Consider the following 18,749-nt stretch of genomic DNA (forward strand, 5'->3'; position numbering starts at 1 on the left):
TTACTGCTGCTCCTGAATCTGAGGCACATCATCTGCGCTAGGCGCGGACGGAGCAGATTCCAAGACCGGAACATCTTCAACCACTGGCTTGCTGACTGGAACTTCCAGCACCGCCGGATCCGGCAAACCTGCCTGCGACATCTGATCGGCCTGCTGCGTTGCAAAGAACGCCAACCCCAGACTCGTCACGAAAAAAACGCCGGCGAGTATAGCAGTAAAACGACTTAGAAAGGTAGAGGAACCTTGACTCCCGAAAACAGTTGCCGAAGCACCCGAACCGAAAGACGCACCAGCGTCCGCCCCCTTGCCCTGCTGCAGCAACACCAGCACAACCACACCAATGGCAACCAGCAGATGCACCACAATCACAACAGTCTGCAACATCTGATCAGTTCCCTGCGGCACGACAGATCGCGCCGAAATCATTCGATTTCAGAGAGGCACCACCTATAAGCCCCCCATCAATATCCGCCATCTCGAAAAGCTCGAAAGCGTTCTCCGCCTTCACACTGCCGCCATAGAGAAGACGCACGCCATCAGCGATACGTTGATCCTCCAGCGCCAGCTGCCCTCGAATGGCCGCATGCACTTCCTGAGCCTGCTGCGGAGTCGCCGTGAGCCCGGAACCTATCGCCCACACCGGCTCATATGCCACAACTGCTCGCTCGAAAGCAGAGATACCGGCATCAGTTATTATTCGAGCCAACTGACGCCCTACCACTTCTAACGTCTGTCCGGCCTGACGCTGTTCAAGCGTCTCTCCCAGACAAAGCACCGGAGTCATCCCACACTCCAATGCCGCTGCGAATTTTCTACTTACCACATCGTCGCTCTCGCCCATTATCAGGCGTCGCTCAGAATGGCCAACCAGCACCCACTTGCATCCCACATCAGCCAACTGCGATGCGGATTCCTCACCGGTAAAGGCACCGAAGCCAGCCTGCGCTGCGCAATCCTGGGCACCTACCGCGATCGCCTTGCCATCCAGATCGATAACTACCTGCGCCAAATGCAGACAGCTTGGAAATACCACTACTTCTACTTCGGCAGGCATATCCTGCTGACGAAGCGCATCGATCAGCTCTGCGACGCTGGCGCGGGTACCGTTCATCTTCCAGTTACCAGCTACCAGTGGGCGACGCATGCTTTACCTCGTCGGTCAAAGTGGGCGCAGATGGTACTCAACGGCAACACACCTGGCAAGCGGGAATCATGCACAAACTTCAGCAACCACTTTGGCTAGCTCCTCGGCGTAGTTGCGAACCTGTTTTTCGTCGTCGCCTTCGACCATCACGCGCACCAAAGGCTCGGTCCCGGATTTGCGCAACAATACACGCCCCCGACCAGCCATTCGCTCGGTGACACTGTCACAGACGGCCTGAACCTGGGGGTGCGAGATCGGATCTCGATCACCTGCGAAACGCACGTTAATCAGGACCTGCGGACACTTGTTCCAGGCCAGCCGCTCTTGCGCCAGATTTTGCCCGCGCCTCCTCAGAGCAAGCACGACCTGAAGCGCTGCGATGATGGCATCTCCGGTGGACACATGCTGCGCGCAGACAATGTGCCCTGAGTTTTCCCCGCCGAGCACCCAGTTACGCTCTAGCATTTCCGCCATTACATAACGGTCGCCAACCTTCGCTCGTACGAAGGGAATGTCGCGCGTCTTCAGTGCTAGCTCGAGGCCCAGGTTACTCATCAGGGTGCCAACAACCCCGCCCGCCAGGCACTCGCGCTCTTGCAAGTCGGTGGCGATGATGTAGAGCAACTCGTCCCCATCCACCTGCGCACCAGTGTGGTCGACCATCATCACTCGGTCGCCGTCACCATCGAAGGCGATACCGAGATCCGCGCCGTGCTCGACCACAGCTTTCTGCAATTGTGCGATGTGAGTCGATCCAACGTCGGCGTTGATATTCAGCCCGTCGGGCTGGGCAGCGATCACCACCACTTCCGATCCAAGCTCACGAAAGACGCTAGGAGCCACCTTGTAGGTCGCGCCGTGGGCGCAATCGAGCACGATCTTCATGCCGGAGAAGTCGGTACTGGTGGGAACGCTGCTCTTGCAGAACTCGATGTAGCGACCAGCAGCATCGTTGATGCGCGATGCTTTGCCGAGCTGAGCGGACTCCACGACTGTCATTGGCGTATCGAGCAACTCTTCTATCATCAACTCAACCTCATCCGGCAACTTGGTACCCCGTCCAGAGAAGAACTTGATGCCGTTGTCGTGGTGAGGATTGTGCGAGGCGCTAATCACGATACCCGCGTCAGCGTGGAAGGTACGAGTCAGATAAGCGACCGCGGGTGTCGGCATTGGACCGAGCAGCAGCACGTCGGCACCTGCCGCGGAAAGCCCGGCCTGCAACGCCGATTCGAACATGTATCCAGATATGCGGGTGTCCTTGCCAATCAGGATGCGGCACTTGCCTTGCTTGCGAAACGCCATCCCGGCCGCCCACCCCAGCCTGAGCATAAAGTCCGGGGTGATTGGAAATTGCCCCACATGGCCGCGTATGCCGTCAGTTCCAAAATACTTTCTAGCCATGACTAAATTCCTATTCCGCCGCTTGCACGGCGGCAACCATTCGAACCACATCAATCGTTTCGGCAACGTCATGCACACGCAGGATGCAGGCCCCCTTCGCTACTGCGAGCGCGGCAAGCCCCAGGCTTCCATAGAGACGATGCGCCACATCACGACCGAGCGTCTGTCCAATCATGCTCTTTCGCGAGATACCAACTAGCAACGGCCGCCCCAACTCGTGAAGCTGCTCCATATGCTTAAACAGACTGAGATTATGCGAAAGGGTCTTCGCGAAGCCAAACCCGGGATCGAGCACGATCCGCTCCACAGGAATGCCCGAGCCAATACAAACTTCCATGCGCTCGCGCAGGAAGCCCAACACGTCGGCCGCGACATCGTCGTAGCGCGGATCGATCTGCATGTTGGCCGGCTCGCCCCGCATGTGCATCAAGCACACCGGAAGACCACTATCGGCCGCTGCGTCCAGTGCGCCGTCGCGGGAAAGCGAACGAACGTCATTGATCAGACCAGCGCCAAGACGTGCACTCTCGCGAATCACTGCCGGCGTCGAGGTATCCACCGAGATGACCACGTCGAGCTCGCGCGATATCGCTTCGACCACCGGCGCCACACGTTCCAGCTCCTCTAACGGCGAAACGACACGTGCACCCGGGCGCGTCGACTCCCCGCCAATATCAACCAGTGTCGCACCGGCAGACACCATCGCATCAGCGTGACGCAACGCCGCATTGACGCCGACATGCCGGCCTCCGTCAGAGAACGAATCAGGCGTGACGTTGAGGATGCCCATGACATGTGGACGCGATAAATCAAGAACCCGGCTGCCACAAGACAGCCGGGTTGGGTGCAACATTTCAGTCATTTAAAAGCCTTAGCTAGTGCTCGCCAGCGGGGCCACCGATTGGAGCCTGCGGGCGATCGCCTTCAGGCTGAACGGGCGTTCCCGTTGGGCCTGAACCGTCCTGCCAATCGCGAGGCTCGCGCGGGGTTCGCCCCGCCATGATGTCGTCGATCTGGTCGGAGTCGATGGTTTCGTATTTCATCAGCGTCTCGGCCATCACATCGAGCTTGTCGCGGTTGTCAGCCAGAATCTGCCTGGCCGTGTCATAGCAGTGATCGATGATGCTGCGTACCTCAAGGTCGATCAGCTTGGCTGTATCCCCGGAAACATTGGTGTGCTGACTGCCGGCACTGCGCCCAAGGAATACTTCGCCTTCTTCTTCGGCGTACATCAGAGGACCGAGCTTTTCGGATAAGCCCCACTTGGTGACCATGTTACGGGCCAGCTGGGTAGCGCGCATGATGTCATTCGATGCACCGGTCGTAACACCATCGAAGCCAAGCGTCATCTCCTCGGCGATACGACCACCGAACAAGGAGCAGATCTGACTGATCAAAGCACGCTTGGACAAGCTGTAGCGGTCCTCCTCGGGAAGGAACATCGTGACGCCAAGCGCCCGACCACGAGGAATGATTGAAACCTTGTAAACCGGATCATGCTCAGGAACGACGCGCCCAACAATGGCGTGACCCGCCTCGTGATAGGCAGTATTGAGGCGCTCCTTCTCAGACATGACCATGGATTTGCGCTCGGCGCCCATCATGATCTTGTCCTTCGCCAACTCGAATTCTTTCATTTCAACCAGGCGCTTACCAGCGCGCGCGGCGAACAGCGAGGCTTCGTTGACCAAGTTGGCCAAATCGGCACCCGAGAAGCCAGGAGTACCACGAGCGATCAACGCCGGCTCGACACTGTCGCCGAGCGGAACCTTGCGCATATGAACTTTAAGAATCTGTTCGCGACCACGAATATCGGGCAATCCAACCACCACTTGGCGGTCAAAACGACCAGGGCGCAGCAATGCCGGATCGAGTACGTCAGGACGGTTGGTTGCAGCAATGACGATGATGCCGTCGTTCATTTCAAAGCCGTCCATCTCGACCAGCAGCTGGTTGAGCGTCTGCTCGCGCTCATCATGACCACCACCCAGACCTGCGCCACGGTGACGACCGACGGCATCGATTTCATCGATGAAGATGATGCACGGCGCGTGCTTCTTGGCCTGCTCGAACATGTCGCGCACACGGCTCGCGCCCACACCGACGAACATTTCGACGAAGTCGGAACCGGAGATGGTGAAGAACGGAACCTTGGCCTCGCCAGCGACCGCCTTGGCCAGCAATGTCTTACCGGTACCTGGCGACCCCACCATCAACACACCGCGCGGAATACGGCCACCAAGGCGCTGGAACTTGCCTGGATCGCGCAGGAACTCGACAAGCTCGGTTACTTCTTCCTTAGCCTCGTCGCAGCCGGCGACGTCGGCAAAAGTGGTCTTGACCTGGTCTTCGGACAGCAGGCGCGCCTTGCTCTTGCCGAAGCTCATCGGCCCGCCCTTGCCGCCCGCTCCGCCCTGCATCTGACGCATGAAGAACATGAAAACCGCGATGATTACCAAGATCGGGAAACTAGCGACCAGCAACTGCGTCCAGATGCTCTGCTGCTCCGGCTGTTTGCCTTCGATCACCACATTGTTATTGATCAGATCGCCAATCAGACCGTTGTCCTGAATTGCCGGACGAATCGTCTTGAAGGTTTCACCATCACTGCGTTTGCCGGTAATGACGAAGCCGTCGACGGTCACGCGCTCCACCCCACCTTCCTTCACCTGCTCGATGAAATCAGAATAATTGAGCGTCTGGGGCTCGGTCGGGCTGGAAAAGTTGTTCATCACCGTCACCAGGACAGCGGCAATGATCAACCACAGAATCAGGTTTTTTGCCATGTCGTTCAATTCACTACCCTCTAGAGCGAGCTCGTTGTCGAGAGCCCGCATGACGGCCGATGGTTCGCTCTCGGCCTAACTTACTACACAACGTTACTGAACGGGCAGCTTGGTCTGTAACCCGATATGAAACATGCTAGCCCGTAATCCTGCAGTTGGCGCCAGCCGGAATCGCTATCAGACCACTGGAGCAGGGGCTCCGAGGGACTACTCCTCGCCACGATAGCCACGCGCCAACAAATACTGTTCGCGTGAGCGATCCCGTGAAGATAGAGGCTTGCGCATCTGCACCTTGTCGAAGTTCTGCCGCACGTCCTTCAGGTAGGCATCGAAACCCTCTCCCTGAAAGATCTTGATCAAAAAATCGCCACCGGGGCGCAATACACGCATCGCCAAATCCAATGCCAGCTCGCAGAGAAACATCGCGCGCGCCTGGTCAGCTACTTTCACCCCACTCATATTGGGGGCCATATCCGAAATCACAAGGTCGACTTGCGTATCACCGATGGCCTGGAGAATTTCTGCGAAGACCTCCTCCTCGGTAAAGTCCCCGAGCACGAAGGTCACATCGGCAATGCTGTCCATCGGCAGGATGTCAGAGGCTATCAGGCGGCCGCGGTCACCGATGACACGACTGGTGACCTGAGACCATCCTCCCGGAGCCGCCCCCAGATCGACCACCGTCATGCCCGGGCGCAGAATCCGGTCCTTTTCCTGGATTTCGAGCAATTTGTAGCTAGCCCGTGAACGATAGCCATCGCGCTGCGCCATCTTCACATAGGGGTCATCGAAATGCTCTTTCAGCCAACGCGGGCTGGTCTTGGAACGTGCCAAGCTGATACCTCATCTGTGCGGCTCAGGACGTGTCAGTTACACTAGCCGCCGTTTTCAAGAGTTCTGACGCAAGGGTCGAATTATGCCGCTCACCAACGAGCAGAAGAAACAGTACAAATCTATCGGCCATCATTTGAAGCCGGTTTTGATCGTGTCCGAGAACGGCCTGACCGAAGGCGTGCAGGCCGAACTGGAGCGCGCTTTGAACGATCACGAGCTGATCAAGGTACAGCTGCGAATCACCGAGCGCGACGATCGCCATGCGGTAATGGAAGAACTCTGCAAGATCGGCAGCTGCGAACTGGTTCAATCCATCGGCAAGATGGCATTGGTCTACCGGAAGAATCCGAAAGTAAACAAGCAACTATCGAATGTGCATCGCTTTCAGGGCTGAACCGCTTTCGCCTTCAGCGCCTTTAGCCTATCGCTCCCGTCCGGGAGCGACCTGCAGCACCAGCATCAGCCCGCACAACCCCATTACCAAATAGCTGAAAACCAACCAGTACGCTGATTCAATGACGCCTGCGCGCACGACGAAGTGGCTCGCCGCAAGCAGCAATACGGTCAACAACAATTGACCACGCACATCTCGCCAAAGACTGCGAAAGCCTTCGGACTGGATTAATACAATTGCCTGCAGCCCGACACAGAACGCAGCAAAGCCCACCAGCAGTGGCCGAAGGCTGGATGCAATCTCTTCGATCAATAGCGGCGCCAGGCCAATTTTTGCCAGCGCCGGCAACACCACGAATTGCAGTAACCAAAGGCCGCCGACCCAGAACGTCTGGGCCAGCTGCCAGCTGATCACCCCGGCGCGCATTGATTGGCGGTCAGATATGGCGAACCTCGACGATCTCGTATTCCACCACACCGCTAGGCGTCTTAACTGCCACCACATCGCCCTCTTCCTTGCCCACCAGGGCACGGGCGATGGGCGAGCTGACAGATAGTTTGCCGCGCTTGATGTCGGACTCATCGTCACCAACGATCTGGTACGTCACGGTTTCATCCGTTTCGACGTTGGCAATGTCAACGGTGGTGCCGAAAATTACCTTGCCTGTATGAGGGATGCTGGCGATGTCGATGACCTGAGCATTCTGCAAACGGCCCTCGATGTCACGGACACGCGCCTCGACCATACCCTGCTGCTCCCGAGCGGCATGGTATTCGGCGTTTTCCTTGAGATCTCCCAACTCACGCGCTTCGGCGATGGCCTGGGTAATCTGCGGACGCAGCTCGGTTTTCAGATGTTTGAGTTCCTCTTCCAGGGCTCGCGCACCCTGGACAGTCATAGGGTATTTAGTCATGCCTTGATTCCTGCGTGGAGGTCTTGCAAGCGGCGCACGGATTTCTCGGGACCGAACCTGAGCGCCTCACAGATCGCCTGGCCACCTGCGAGCGTGGTGGTGCAGCAGATCTTGTGTTGCAGAGCATTACGGCGAATCGAGTAGGAGTCAGCAATGGACTGACGCCCCTCGGTGGTGTTGATGATCAGGGTGACTTCGTCATTCTTGATCATGTCGACGACATGCGGGCGCCCCTCGGTCACCTTGTTCACCCGGCGCACTGGCAGTCCGGCAGCTTCGATGATCTTGGCGGTGCCGGCCGTACCAACCACCTCGAAACCGAGCTCGATCAGATCGCGCGCGACCTGAGCCACGTGGGGCTTGTCGTCGTCACGCACGCTGATAAACGCGCAGCCGCTGTTCGGCAGAATCTCGCTCGCGCCCAGCTGCGCCTTGGCGAAGGCTTCGGCGAAGTTGTCACCAACGCCCATTACCTCACCGGTGGACTTCATTTCCGGACCAAGGATCGGGTCGACGCCCGGGAACTTGGCGAACGGGAACACCGCCTCCTTGACGCTATAGAAGTTGGGAATGATCTCTTCGGTCAGTCCAACTTCTTCCAGCGTTTTGCCCGCCATGACACGCGCGGCAATCATCGCCAACGACACACCGATGCACTTGGAGACGAAGGGAACGGTACGCGATGCACGCGGGTTCACTTCGATGACGAAGATATCCTCGCCCTGAACCGCCATCTGCACGTTCATCAGACCGACAACCCCGAGCTCCAGAGCCATTTTCTTGACCTGATCGCGGATCTCGTCCTGGATATGTGCCGGCAGCGAATACGGCGGCAACGAGCAAGCCGAGTCACCGGAGTGCACACCCGCCTGTTCGATGTGCTGCATGATCGCCCCGATCACCACATGCTCGCCGTCGCACACCGCGTCGATATCGACCTCGATAGCGCAATTGAGGAAATGGTCGAGCAACACTGGGCTGTCATTGGAGACCTTCACCGCTTCGCGCATGTAGCGACGCAGCTCTTCTTCTTGGTAGACGATTTCCATCGCACGCCCGCCAAGCACGTAGGACGGACGCACCACCAGCGGGTAGCCAATGACCTTAGATGCGGCCAGCGCCTCTTCTTCACTACGCGCAGTCGCGTTTGGCGGCTGGCGCAGATTGAGGCGCTCGACCATCTGCTGGAAGCGCTCGCGATCTTCGGCACGGTCGATGGCGTCAGGGCTAGTACCGATGATCGGCACACCAGCTTCTTCCAGCGCACGAGCCAATTTCAGTGGGGTTTGGCCACCGTACTGAACGATCACGCCCTTGGGCTGCTCGACGCGGACGATTTCCAGCACGTCTTCCAGCGTCACCGGCTCGAAGTACAGACGATCCGATGTGTCGTAATCGGTCGAGACGGTTTCCGGATTGCAGTTGACCATGATGGTCTCGTAACCGTCGTCGCGCATCGCCAGCGCCGCGTGTACGCAGCAATAGTCGAATTCGATGCCTTGGCCGATACGGTTAGGCCCACCGCCGAGAATCATGATCTTGTCGCGGCTCGACGGATTGGCTTCGCACTCTTCCTCGTAGGTCGAGTACATGTAGGCGGTGTCGGTGGCGAACTCGGCCGAACAGGTATCGACGCGCTTGTAGACCGGCAACACCTTTAGCTTCTGGCGATGGTTGCGCAGGTTCTTCTCGGTCACGCCAAGCAGCTTCGCCAGACGCGCATCGGAAAAACCTTTGCGCTTGAGCTTGTACATCACATCGCGGTCGATGCTGGACAGGCCCATGGTCTTGATGCGTTCTTCATCCTTGATCAGATCTTCGATCTGCACCAGGAACCATTCGTCGATCCGGGTCAGATCGAACACCTCCTCCACCGACTTGCCGGCGCGGAAAGCGTCGCCCAGATACCAGATGCGATCAGCACCAGGCACAGTGAGCTCACGCTTGAGTGTGCTCTCGCTTTCCGGATCGGCCAAATCCAGCTTCGGATCGAAGCCAGCAACACCAACCTCCAGACCGCGCAGCGCTTTCTGTACCGACTCCTGGAAGGTACGACCGATGGCCATGACCTCACCGACGGATTTCATCTGAGTGGTCAGGCGAGCGTCGGCCTTGGGGAATTTCTCGAAGGCAAAACGCGGGATCTTGGTAACGACGTAGTCGATGGCCGGCTCGAAGGACGCCGGGGTGCGACCGCCGGTGATGTCATTCGACAGTTCGTCGAGGGTGTAACCCACCGCCAGCTTGGCGGCGATCTTGGCGATCGGGAAGCCCGTGGCCTTGGAGGCCAGCGCCGAGGAGCGCGACACGCGCGGGTTCATCTCGATAACGACCATGCGGCCGGTGTTCGGGCAGATGCCGAACTGCACGTTGGAGCCGCCGGTTTCCACGCCAATCTCGCGCAGCACCGCCAGGGAGGCGTTGCGCATGATCTGGTATTCCTTGTCGGTGAGGGTCTGCGCCGGGGCGACGGTGATGGAGTCACCTGTGTGTACACCCATCGGGTCGAAGTTCTCGATGGCGCAGACGATGATGCAGTTGTCCTTCTTGTCGCGGACCACCTCCATCTCGTATTCCTTCCAGCCGATCAAGGACTCGTCGATCAGCAGCTCGCTGGTCGGCGACAGATCGAGACCGCGGGCGCAGATCTCTTCGAACTCTTCGCGGTTGTAGGCGATGCCGCCACCGGTGCCACCCATGGTGAACGATGGACGGATGATGCAAGGGAAGCCGACTTTGTCGAGCACACCGTAAGCTTCGTCCATGTTGTGCGCGATGCCGGAAACCGGGCATGCCAGGCCGATGTTCTTCATCGCCTTGTCGAAGCGCGAGCGATCTTCAGCCTTGTCGATGGTGTCGGCGTTGGCGCCGATCATCTCGACGCCGAACTTTTCAAGCACGCCATGCTTTTCCAGATCCAGCGCGCAGTTCAGCGCGGTCTGGCCGCCCATGGTCGGCAGCAGGGCGTCGGGACGTTCTTTCTCGATGATCTTGGCCACGGTGGCCCACTTGATCGGCTCGATGTAGGTGGCGTCGGCCATGGCCGGATCGGTCATGATGGTGGCTGGATTGGAGTTCACCAGAATGACGCGGAAACCTTCCTCGCGCAGTGCCTTGCAGGCCTGGGCGCCGGAATAGTCGAACTCACAGGCCTGGCCGATGACGATGGGGCCAGCGCCGAGGATCAGGATGCTTTTGATATCTGTACGTTTTGGCATGGTCTACTCTCGAATCCTTTGGTCAGTCGGCAGGCTTAACGGCGCTTGGCCATGGCTTCGATGAATCGGTCGAATAGCGGCGCTACGTCATGCGGGCCTGGGCTGGCCTCGGGGTGACCCTGGAAGCTGAAGGCCACCTTGTCGGTGCGCTCGATGCCTTGCAAGGTGCCGTCGAATAGCGACTTGTGCGTGGCGCGCAGGTTGCTTGGCAGACTGGCTTCGTCTACGGCAAAACCGTGGTTCTGGCTGGTGATCATCACCACGCCTGTGTCCAGGTCCTGCACCGGATGGTTGGCACCGTGGTGCCCATTGGGCATCTTCACTGTGGTCGCGCCGGAAGCCAACGCTAGCAGCTGATGGCCCAGGCAGATGCCGAGTACCGGTGTATCGGTTTCCAGGATCTCCTGGATGGCCTTGATGGCGTAATCGCACGGCGCCGGATCGCCCGGACCGTTAGCCAGCAGGATACCGTCGGGATTCAGCGCTAGCGCTTCGCTGGCAGGCGTCTGCGCTGGCAGGACGGTCAGACGGCATCCACGCGCAACCATCATGCGCAGGATGTTGTATTTCACCCCGTAATCGTAGACCACCACGTGGTACGGCAGCTCGCTGGCCGGAGTTTCCGCGTGCTGGTCGTTTTCCAGGCACCACACGCTGGAGCGCCATTCGTAGCGTTCCGTTACGCTGACTTCCTTGGCCAGGTCCATGCCCTTGAGGCCTGGAAAGCTTCGCGCCAGCTCTAACGCCTTCTCTTCGGTCGCATCTTCACCCGCCAGGATGCAGCCATCCTGAGCGCCCTTCTCGCGCAGGATACGGGTCAGGCGGCGCGTGTCGATCCCAGCGATGGCGACGGTGCCGTTCTCCTTGAGATAGTCGGGCAGCGACTGCTGGTTGCGCCAGTTGCTGGCCAACAAAGGCAAGTCGCGAATGACCAGGCCGGCGGCCCAGACCTTCCAGGATTCGGCATCGCCAGGGTTGGTCCCGGTATTACCCACATGCGGGTAAGTCAAGGTCACGATCTGCTTGGCGTAGGACGGGTCGGTGAGGATTTCCTGATAGCCGGTCATGGCGGTGTTGAACACCACCTCGCCGATGGTCTGACCATCGGCGCCGATGGATTCGCCGCGAAAAATGCTGCCATCGGCAAGGGCCAGAATGGCTGGCGTAGGGGCTGGCTTAGTCAAGAGACCTCCCAAAGATCAAGGCTGAAGCAGGCGCAGATTGTAAAAAAGCGGGATGACGTATGAAGGTCATCCCGCTTTTTATTGGAGTCATTCTGCGCAACTTTTAGTGGACACACTAAAGCGGGAAGCTTACAGAAAACCCCTCTTGCGGTCCAGCCGCAATCCACCCGACGGCGAATCAGCGCAAGCCAAGCACGTCCTGCATGTCGTACAGCCCGGCCGGCTTTTCATCCAGCCACAAAGCTGCGCGTACCGCGCCCTTGGCGAAGGTCATGCGACTGGAGGCCTTGTGAGTGATTTCGACCCGCTCGCCTTCGGCAGCGAACAGCACGGTATGGTCGCCCACCACATCACCGGCACGCACCGTGGCGAAGCCGATGGTGTCCCGCTCGCGCGCGCCGGTTTGGCCTTCGCGCCCATAGACCGCGACCTTGCGCAGATCGCGCCCCAGCGCCTCGGCGACCACCTCACCCATGCGCAGCGCAGTGCCGGATGGCGCATCGACCTTGTGCCGGTGATGCGCCTCGATGATCTCGATGTCAGCCTCGTCGCCCAACACACGGGCCGCAGTATCGAGCAGCTTCAGACAGAGGTTGACCCCAACGCTGAAATTGGCGGCAAAGACAATGGGAATATCCTTCGCAGCGGCAGCCAGGCGTTCTTTTTCAGCGTCGGAAAAACCGGTCGTACCGATCACCATCGCCTTGCCGGCACGCCGGCACACGTCCAGATTCTTCAAGGTGACCGAAGGGTGGGTAAAGTCGATCAGCACGTCGAACTCATCTGCCACCTTGGCCACGTCACCAATCAGCGGCACCCCCAGACGCCCGATCGCCGCCAGCTCGCCGGCATCGGCGCCGACCAGCGTACTATCAGGCCGATCGATCGCCGCGGTAAGTCCGGCGGCGCCAGCGGTCTGCTGCACCGCTTCGATCAGGGTCTTGCCCATGCGCCCAGCGGCGCCCATCACTGCAATACGTCGCATAACAAAGCTCCAAGCTGGAAAGCCTGAAGCTGAAAGCTGCTCCGGCGCGCTTCAGGCTTCCGGTTTCAAGCTTCCAGCTTCCGCTCAGACATCGCCGAAAAAGCGCTTCACACCTTCGAACCAGCCGCTGGCCTTGGGCGAATGAGAGGTGTCGCCCTGCAGCGTGCCGCGGAATTCCTCGAGCATTTCGCGCTGGCGCTTGCTCAGGTTAACCGGTGTTTCCACCGCAACCCGGCACAGCAGGTCGCCCGCCGCACCACCGCGCACCGGCGCCACACCCTTGCCACGCAAGCGGAACTGCTTGCCGGTCTGGGTGCCCTCGGGGATCTTCAACTTGACGCGACCATCCAAGGTTGGCACTTCCAGTTCACCGCCCAGCGCCGCGTCAGCAAAACTGATCGGCACTTCGCAATACAGATGCTTGCCGTCGCGCTGGAAGATCGCGTGCTCTCGCACGTTGACCACCACGTATAGATCACCCGCCGGGCCACCTTGAGTTCCGGCCTCGCCCTCGCCGGTCAGGCGAATGCGGTCACCCGTATCGACACCCGCCGGCACCTTCACCGACAGCGTCTTTTGCTCTTCAACACGCCCCTGGCCATGACAGCTGCCACAAGGGTCGGAGATCATCTTGCCGCTGCCATGACAGCGCGGGCAGGTTTGCTGAACGGAGAAGAAGCCCTGCTGCATGCGGACCTGACCGATGCCACCGCAAGTAGTGCAAGTAACCGGACTGGTGCCCTTCTTGGCGCCGGAGCCATCGCAGGTCTTGCACTCGGCAAGCGTCGGCACACGAATGGTCACGGTGGTGCCGCGCACGGCCTCTTCCAAATCCAGCTCGAGGGTGTAACGCAAATCGCTGCCGCGCTGCGCACCACCACGGGAGCTGCCGCGGGCACCAGTAAAGAAATCGCTGAACACGTCGCCGAAAATGTCGGAGAAATTGGCGCCGCCATAGGCTGCACCCGCGCCGGCTCCCATCTGCGGATCGACACCGGCGTGGCCGTACTGATCGTAGGCCTGGCGCTTGCTGGCGTCCGAAAGCACTTCATAAGCCTCGTTGGCTTCCTTGAAGCTCTCCTCGGCCGCCTTATCCCCTGGGTTGCGATCGGGGTGGTGCTTCATGGCGAGACGACGGTAAGCCTTTTTCAGCTCCGCCTCGCTGGCGCCACGCTCGACGCCCAGCACTTCGTAATAATCACGTTTGGCCATAAATTTCCTGAACCTTCAAATTCGTACCCTCCAGACACGCCGACGCGGGAGCAAGCCCCCGCGCAGCGATCTGGCCCGCCCGAACGCAGTCGGGACGGACTGGAGCGGAGTAAGCCAGGCTTACTTGTTGTCCTTGACCTCTTCGAACTCGGCATCGACCACGTCGTCACCAGGCTGCGCATTGTCACCGGCCGGCTGGCCTTCGCCACCCTGAGGCTGTTCGGCATACATTTTCTGCGCCAGGGGTGTAGAGGCCTGGGACACCGCCGCGATTTTCGCCTCGATCTCGGCCTTGTCGTCACCCTTGATAGCAACTTCCAACTCGGCAAGGGCCTTCTCGATGCTGGCCTTGTCTTCCTCGGTGGCCTTGTCGCCAGCCTCGGTGATCATCTTGCGAGTCGCATGGACCAACTGGTCACCCTGATTGCGCGCACCGGCCAGCTCTTCGAACTTGCGGTCTTCCTCGGCGTTGGCCTCGGCGTCGCGCACCATCTGCTCGATTTCTTCCTCGGACAGACCGGAGTTGGCCTTGATCACGATGGACTGATGCTTGCCGGTGGCCTTGTCCTTGGCGGACACGTGCAGGATGCCGTTGGCGTCGATGTCGAAGGTGACTTCGATCTGCGGCATGCCGCGCGGTGCCGGCGGGATCTCGGCCAGGTCGAAACGACCCAGTGACTTGTTGCCGCTGGCCTGCTTGCGCTCGCCCTGCAGCACGTGGATGGTCACGGCGCTCTGGTTGTCATCGGCAGTGGAGAACACCTGCGACTTCTTGGTCGGGATGGTGGTGTTCTTCTCGATCAGCGCGGTCATCACGCCACCCATGGTTTCGATACCCAGGGTCAGCGGGGACACGTCCAGCAGCAGCACGTCCTTGACGTCACCGGCCAGTACCGCGCCCTGAATGGCAGCGCCCATGGCAACGGCCTCGTCCGGGTTGACGTCTTTGCGCGCGTCCTTACCGAAGAACTCTGCAACCTTCTGCTGCACCAACGGCATGCGGGTCTGACCGCCGACCAGGATCACATCGTCGATCTTCGATACATCGATACCGGCATCCTTCAGCGCGATGCGGCAAGGTTCGATGGTGCGCTGCACCAGATCCTCGACCAGCGCTTCGAGCTTGGCGCGGGAAATCTTCACGTTCAGGTGCTTCGGACCACTCGCATCGGCAGTGATGTACGGCAGGTTGACGTCGGTCTGCTGGCTGGAGGACAGCTCGATCTTGGCCTTCTCAGCAGCTTCCTTCAGGCGCTGCATGGCCAGCGGGTCGCCCTTGAGGTTCATGCCGCTTTCTTTCTTGAACTCGTCGACGAGGTAGTCGATTAGACGGATGTCGAAGTCCTCACCACCGAGGAAGGTGTCGCCGTTAGTGGCCAACACTTCGAACTGGTGCTCGCCATCGACTTCAGCGATCTCGATCACCGATACGTCGAAGGTACCGCCACCCAGGTCGTAGACGATCACGGTGTGGTCGCCCTTGGCCTTGTCCATGCCGTAAGCCAGTGCTGCCGCTGTCGGCTCGTTGATGATGCGCTTGACGTCCAGACCAGCGATGCGACCGGCATCCTTGGTGGCCTGGCGCTGGCTGTCGTTGAAGTAGGCCGGTACGGTAATCACCGCTTCAGTGACCGGCTCGCCGAGATAGTCTTCGGCAGTCTTCTTCATCTTCTTGAGGATTTCCGCAGAAATCTGCGGCGGCGCCATTTTCTGACCGTTCACTTCCACCCAGGCGTCGCTGTTGTCAGCCTTGACGATCTTGTACGGGACCATCTGAATATCTTTCTGCACGACTTCTTCATCGAAGCGGCGGCCGATCAGACGCTTCACTGCGTACAGGGTGTTGTGCGGGTTGGTCACGGCCTGACGCTTGGCAGACTGGCCGACCAGGATCTCGCCGTCGTTTGCATACGCGATGATCGACGGCGTGGTACGACCGCCTTCAGCGTTCTCGATGACCTTGGCCTTGCCGTTTTCCAGAATAGAGACGCAGGAGTTGGTGGTCCCCAGGTCGATACCGATGATTTTGCCCATTTATCTATCTCCGAAATCTTGGATGAAATCCGCGCCTGTTTACCGGCTGCGGGTAACACAAAAACGCTTGGCTACCAGATGGGGGTCCGCAGCCGAAATTCAAGCCTTCTCGTCGATCGAAGGCGGGGTTTGCGCCGGCGCCTTGCTGACGACGACCATTGCCGGGCGCAACAGGCGGCCATTGAGCAGATAGCCCTTCTGGAAGACCTTGAGCACGCTGCCAGGCTCAGCGTGGGTGCTTTCTTCCATTGCCATGGCTTGATGATGCTCGGGATTGAAGGGCTCGCCTTGCGGGTCGAGCTGCGTCAGCTGATGGCGTGCCAGTGTGTCGAGTAGCAGTTTGAGCGTCAGCTCGAGACCTTCACGCACGGCCTTGACGGCCTCTTCATCTGGGCTCGACAGCTCGAGGCCGCGCTCCAGACTGTCAGCCACCGCCAGCAGATCACCCGAGAATTTTTCCAGTGCGAACTTGTGCGCTTTCTCCACGTCCTGCTCGGCGCGGCGGCGAATGTTCTGCAACTCGGCGGCAACCCGCAGAGACTGGTCCTGCGCCGCCGCCAGCTGCTCCTCGAGCGAATGCACGCGCGCAGCCAGATCCTCGGTCACCTCGGCTTGCAATTCCTCGCTCTCTTCAGGGTTCTGGTTGTCCAGGTTCTGCTCGTCGGCCATGCGATCCTCCTCATCAAAACGTCAGCGGGCTGTCGAACCCGCGCTTGTGCCGCTATATGGGGGCACGGAATCCTGGTTCAAGGGGCGGCCAGCAAGCTAAACGCATGAGCGGCTCGAGCTGCATCGAGATGCTTTACCTTTGTATTCCCTCTCGAGCTTGCAGCTTACGGCTCGTCACTGCTTTTTCTTCCTGCTTGAAGCCGCCTCAAAAACTACTGTATAAATAGCCAGCCACGCTTTCGGGAGCCCTGCCATGCTGGTTCATCTGTCCGTCCATAATTTCGCCATCGTCGAACACCTCGATCTCGAACTGCAGCGCGGCATGAGCGTGATCAGCGGGGAAACCGGCGCCGGCAAGTCGATCATGCTCGATGCCCTCGGGCTTACCTTGGGAGATCGCGCCGACAGCAGTGCGGTGCGCATCGGCGCGGACAAGGCCGACATCCTTGCTAGTTTCGATCTGGACGACATACCCGATGCGCGTGCCTGGCTCGCCGAGCGCGACCTGGACAATGACGGCCCATGCATCCTGCGCCGCGTCATCACCGCCGAAGGCCGCTCGCGGGGCTACATCAACGGCACCCCCTGCCCGCAGGGCGACCTTAAGGCACTCGGCGAGCTGCTGATCGATATCCACAGCCAGCACGAACACCAGTCGCTGCTGAAAACCGATACCCACCGGCGCCTGCTCGACGAATACAGCGGCAGCCAGGAACTCGCGCGCCAGGTACAGCTGGCCGCACAGCGCTGGCGCCAGACCCGCCAGACACTCGAACGCCTGAGCAATAGCAGCGACGAGCAGCGCGCACGCCATCAGCTCCTCAGCTATCAGTTGGAAGAGCTGGAAAATCTCGCCCTTGGCGAAGGTGAACTGGGACAACTGGAACAGGAGCACAAGAACCTGGCCAATGCCGAACAGCTACTCGGCGCCTGCCGCCAGGTCATGGACATGTGCAGCGAGAGCGATGCCGGTAACGTGCTGTCGGCACTGACGGGCAGCCTGCAACGCCTGTCCGCTTTCCAGAACCAGCCCGGCGCACTGGCTGAAGCGGTGAATCTGCTGGCCAGCGCGCAGATCCAGGTCGAGGAGGCCATGGGCGAACTGAATCGTTTCGTCGATCATTTCGATGCCGACCCCGAGCGTCAGCAGACACTGGAAGAAAGGCTGGACAACATTTATACCCTGGCACGCAAGCACCGCGTACAACCAGGCGAACTGCCCCCCTTGCAGCAGCGCCTGTTGGAAGAGCTCGAAAGCCTGAACGCTGATGACGAAGCGCTGGAGCGCCTGAGCGAGGAGCTGGCCGCCTACAGCCGGCATTATCAAGACAAGGCATCCGAGCTGAGCAACGCTCGCCGGCAAGCAGCCGAGACGCTCGCATCTTCGGTGGAGACGGAAATCCAGCGCCTAGGTATGCCGGGTGGCAAGTTCAGAGTCGTGCTCAAGCCCTGCACTGAAGGCGAGCACCTTCCATACGGGCTGGAACAGGTGGAATTTCTCGTCAGTGCCAACCCTGGCCAGCCACTGCGTCCGCTGGCGAAGGTCGCTTCCGGCGGCGAGCTGTCGCGAATCAGCCTCGCGATCCAGGTGATCACCGCGCAGACTTCACACGTACCGACACTGGTGTTCGACGAAGTCGATGTCGGCATCGGCGGTCCTACCGCTGAAGTGGTAGGTCAACTGCTGCGCCGCCTCGGCGAACAAGGACAGGTGCTGACCGTTACCCATTTGCCCCAAGTTGCTGCCCAGGGGCATCACCACCTGTTCGTGCACAAAGCACGCGGCCAGAACGAGACCCATACGGCGGTCGCCGTGCTACAGGAAAGCGAGCGCGTCGAGGAGATTGCACGCATGCTCGGCGGGGTCGACCTGACCGAACAAGCGCTGGCCCACGCCCGCCAGATGATCAGCTCAGTCCAGGTGTAAACGGCCACAACGAAAAAAGGCGACCGAAAGGTCGCCTTTTTACGC

General features: G+C 59.7%; 16 protein-coding genes. 2 read left to right on the forward strand and 14 right to left on the reverse strand.

Annotation, left to right across the window (positions count from 1 at the left end; genetic code table 11):
• The 6 genes from secG to rlmE all read right to left on the reverse strand — a co-directional run bounded on the left by secG (nucleotide 1) and on the right by rlmE (nucleotide 6,168).
• Nucleotides 1-384 carry a preprotein translocase subunit SecG gene (secG, locus tag GYM54_RS08880; protein ID WP_131650784.1) on the reverse strand — a complete coding sequence of 128 codons (384 nt, stop codon included), beginning with the start codon at nucleotides 382-384 and terminating at the stop codon, nucleotides 1-3.
• A 4-nt stretch (nucleotides 385-388) separates the two neighbouring features.
• The gene (gene tpiA / locus GYM54_RS08885) at nucleotides 389-1,144 is read right to left on the reverse strand and encodes a triose-phosphate isomerase (protein WP_197445545.1); all 756 of its coding nucleotides are present in this window, start codon (nucleotides 1,142-1,144) and stop codon (nucleotides 389-391) included.
• A gap of 66 nt (nucleotides 1,145-1,210) precedes the next feature.
• Nucleotides 1,211-2,548, reverse strand: coding sequence for a phosphoglucosamine mutase (gene glmM, locus GYM54_RS08890; protein WP_131650952.1), 1,338 nt, complete (start codon nucleotides 2,546-2,548; stop codon nucleotides 1,211-1,213).
• A gap of 10 nt (nucleotides 2,549-2,558) precedes the next feature.
• Nucleotides 2,559-3,410 (reverse strand): dihydropteroate synthase, encoded by an 852-nt coding sequence (folP, locus tag GYM54_RS08895; RefSeq protein ID WP_131650786.1) that lies wholly within the window; start codon nucleotides 3,408-3,410, stop codon nucleotides 2,559-2,561.
• A 13-nt stretch (nucleotides 3,411-3,423) separates the two neighbouring features.
• Nucleotides 3,424-5,334 carry an ATP-dependent zinc metalloprotease FtsH gene (ftsH, locus tag GYM54_RS08900; protein ID WP_131650787.1) on the reverse strand — a complete coding sequence of 637 codons (1,911 nt, stop codon included), beginning with the start codon at nucleotides 5,332-5,334 and terminating at the stop codon, nucleotides 3,424-3,426.
• A gap of 207 nt (nucleotides 5,335-5,541) precedes the next feature.
• Nucleotides 5,542-6,168 (reverse strand): 23S rRNA (uridine(2552)-2'-O)-methyltransferase RlmE, encoded by a 627-nt coding sequence (rlmE, locus tag GYM54_RS08905; RefSeq protein WP_131650788.1) that lies wholly within the window; start codon nucleotides 6,166-6,168, stop codon nucleotides 5,542-5,544.
• A gap of 82 nt (nucleotides 6,169-6,250) precedes the next feature.
• Between rlmE and GYM54_RS08910 the strand changes: the two genes are divergently transcribed.
• Nucleotides 6,251-6,562, forward strand: coding sequence for a YhbY family RNA-binding protein (locus tag GYM54_RS08910; protein WP_131650789.1), 312 nt, complete (start codon nucleotides 6,251-6,253; stop codon nucleotides 6,560-6,562).
• Nucleotides 6,563-6,589: 27 nt separating this feature from the next.
• On the opposite strand, the gene GYM54_RS08915 is transcribed toward GYM54_RS08910, so the two are convergent.
• The 8 genes from GYM54_RS08915 to grpE all read right to left on the reverse strand — a co-directional run bounded on the left by GYM54_RS08915 (nucleotide 6,590) and on the right by grpE (nucleotide 16,777).
• Nucleotides 6,590-6,988 carry a DUF4149 domain-containing protein gene (locus GYM54_RS08915; protein WP_131650790.1) on the reverse strand — a complete coding sequence of 133 codons (399 nt, stop codon included), beginning with the start codon at nucleotides 6,986-6,988 and terminating at the stop codon, nucleotides 6,590-6,592.
• Nucleotides 6,989-6,998: 10 nt separating this feature from the next.
• Complete coding sequence (greA, locus tag GYM54_RS08920) at nucleotides 6,999-7,475, reverse strand: transcription elongation factor GreA (protein WP_131650791.1); 477 nt, start codon at nucleotides 7,473-7,475, stop codon at nucleotides 6,999-7,001.
• Nucleotides 7,472-10,693, reverse strand: a complete 3,222-nt coding sequence (gene carB / locus GYM54_RS08925) for a carbamoyl-phosphate synthase large subunit (RefSeq protein WP_181100287.1) — start codon at nucleotides 10,691-10,693, stop codon at nucleotides 7,472-7,474. Before carB ends, greA begins: the two co-directional genes overlap by 4 nt.
• A 35-nt stretch (nucleotides 10,694-10,728) precedes the next feature.
• Nucleotides 10,729-11,877, reverse strand: a complete 1,149-nt coding sequence (gene carA / locus GYM54_RS08930; RefSeq protein WP_197445544.1) for a glutamine-hydrolyzing carbamoyl-phosphate synthase small subunit — start codon at nucleotides 11,875-11,877, stop codon at nucleotides 10,729-10,731.
• A 178-nt stretch (nucleotides 11,878-12,055) separates the two neighbouring features.
• Nucleotides 12,056-12,862 (reverse strand): 4-hydroxy-tetrahydrodipicolinate reductase, encoded by an 807-nt coding sequence (gene dapB, locus GYM54_RS08935; RefSeq protein WP_181100277.1) that lies wholly within the window; start codon nucleotides 12,860-12,862, stop codon nucleotides 12,056-12,058.
• A gap of 84 nt (nucleotides 12,863-12,946) precedes the next feature.
• Nucleotides 12,947-14,074: a molecular chaperone DnaJ gene (dnaJ, locus tag GYM54_RS08940; RefSeq protein ID WP_131650795.1), complete on the reverse strand. Its 1,128-nt coding sequence runs from the start codon at nucleotides 14,072-14,074 to the stop codon at nucleotides 12,947-12,949.
• 120 nt (nucleotides 14,075-14,194) lie between these two features.
• Nucleotides 14,195-16,108: a molecular chaperone DnaK gene (dnaK, locus tag GYM54_RS08945; protein ID WP_131650796.1), complete on the reverse strand. Its 1,914-nt coding sequence runs from the start codon at nucleotides 16,106-16,108 to the stop codon at nucleotides 14,195-14,197.
• Between the two features lie 99 nt (nucleotides 16,109-16,207).
• Nucleotides 16,208-16,777 (reverse strand): nucleotide exchange factor GrpE, encoded by a 570-nt coding sequence (gene grpE, locus GYM54_RS08950; protein WP_131650797.1) that lies wholly within the window; start codon nucleotides 16,775-16,777, stop codon nucleotides 16,208-16,210.
• 253 nt (nucleotides 16,778-17,030) lie between these two features.
• On the opposite strand from grpE, the gene recN reads away from it, so the two are divergent.
• Entirely contained in the window at nucleotides 17,031-18,704 is a 1,674-nt protein-coding gene (gene recN, locus GYM54_RS08955; RefSeq protein WP_181100275.1) for a DNA repair protein RecN, read from the forward strand.
• Nucleotides 18,705-18,749 lie beyond the last annotated feature (45 nt).

Source organism: Pseudomonas sp. MTM4 (assembly GCF_019355055.1).
In the GTDB taxonomy this organism is placed as follows: domain Bacteria; phylum Pseudomonadota; class Gammaproteobacteria; order Pseudomonadales; family Pseudomonadaceae; genus Stutzerimonas.

Bases quoted from the DNA above. Each gene is read 5' to 3' on its own strand.
- secG (WP_131650784.1), bottom strand. From the start codon at position 384: ATGTTGCAGACTGTTGTGATTGTGGTGCATCTGCTGGTTGCCATTGGT.
- tpiA (WP_197445545.1), bottom strand. From the start codon at position 1,144: ATGCGTCGCCCACTGGTAGCTGGTAACTGGAAGATGAACGGTACCCGC.
- glmM (WP_131650952.1), bottom strand. From the start codon at position 2,548: ATGGCTAGAAAGTATTTTGGAACTGACGGCATACGCGGCCATGTGGGG.
- folP (WP_131650786.1), bottom strand. From the start codon at position 3,410: ATGACTGAAATGTTGCACCCAACCCGGCTGTCTTGTGGCAGCCGGGTT.
- ftsH (WP_131650787.1), bottom strand. From the start codon at position 5,334: ATGGCAAAAAACCTGATTCTGTGGTTGATCATTGCCGCTGTCCTGGTG.
- GYM54_RS08910 (WP_131650789.1), top strand. From the start codon at position 6,251: ATGCCGCTCACCAACGAGCAGAAGAAACAGTACAAATCTATCGGCCAT.
- GYM54_RS08915 (WP_131650790.1), bottom strand. From the start codon at position 6,988: ATGCGCGCCGGGGTGATCAGCTGGCAGCTGGCCCAGACGTTCTGGGTC.
- greA (WP_131650791.1), bottom strand. From the start codon at position 7,475: ATGACTAAATACCCTATGACTGTCCAGGGTGCGCGAGCCCTGGAAGAG.
- carB (WP_181100287.1), bottom strand. From the start codon at position 10,693: ATGCCAAAACGTACAGATATCAAAAGCATCCTGATCCTCGGCGCTGGC.
- dapB (WP_181100277.1), bottom strand. From the start codon at position 12,862: ATGCGACGTATTGCAGTGATGGGCGCCGCTGGGCGCATGGGCAAGACC.
- dnaJ (WP_131650795.1), bottom strand. From the start codon at position 14,074: ATGGCCAAACGTGATTATTACGAAGTGCTGGGCGTCGAGCGTGGCGCC.
- dnaK (WP_131650796.1), bottom strand. From the start codon at position 16,108: ATGGGCAAAATCATCGGTATCGACCTGGGGACCACCAACTCCTGCGTC.
- grpE (WP_131650797.1), bottom strand. From the start codon at position 16,777: ATGGCCGACGAGCAGAACCTGGACAACCAGAACCCTGAAGAGAGCGAG.
- recN (WP_181100275.1), top strand. From the start codon at position 17,031: ATGCTGGTTCATCTGTCCGTCCATAATTTCGCCATCGTCGAACACCTC.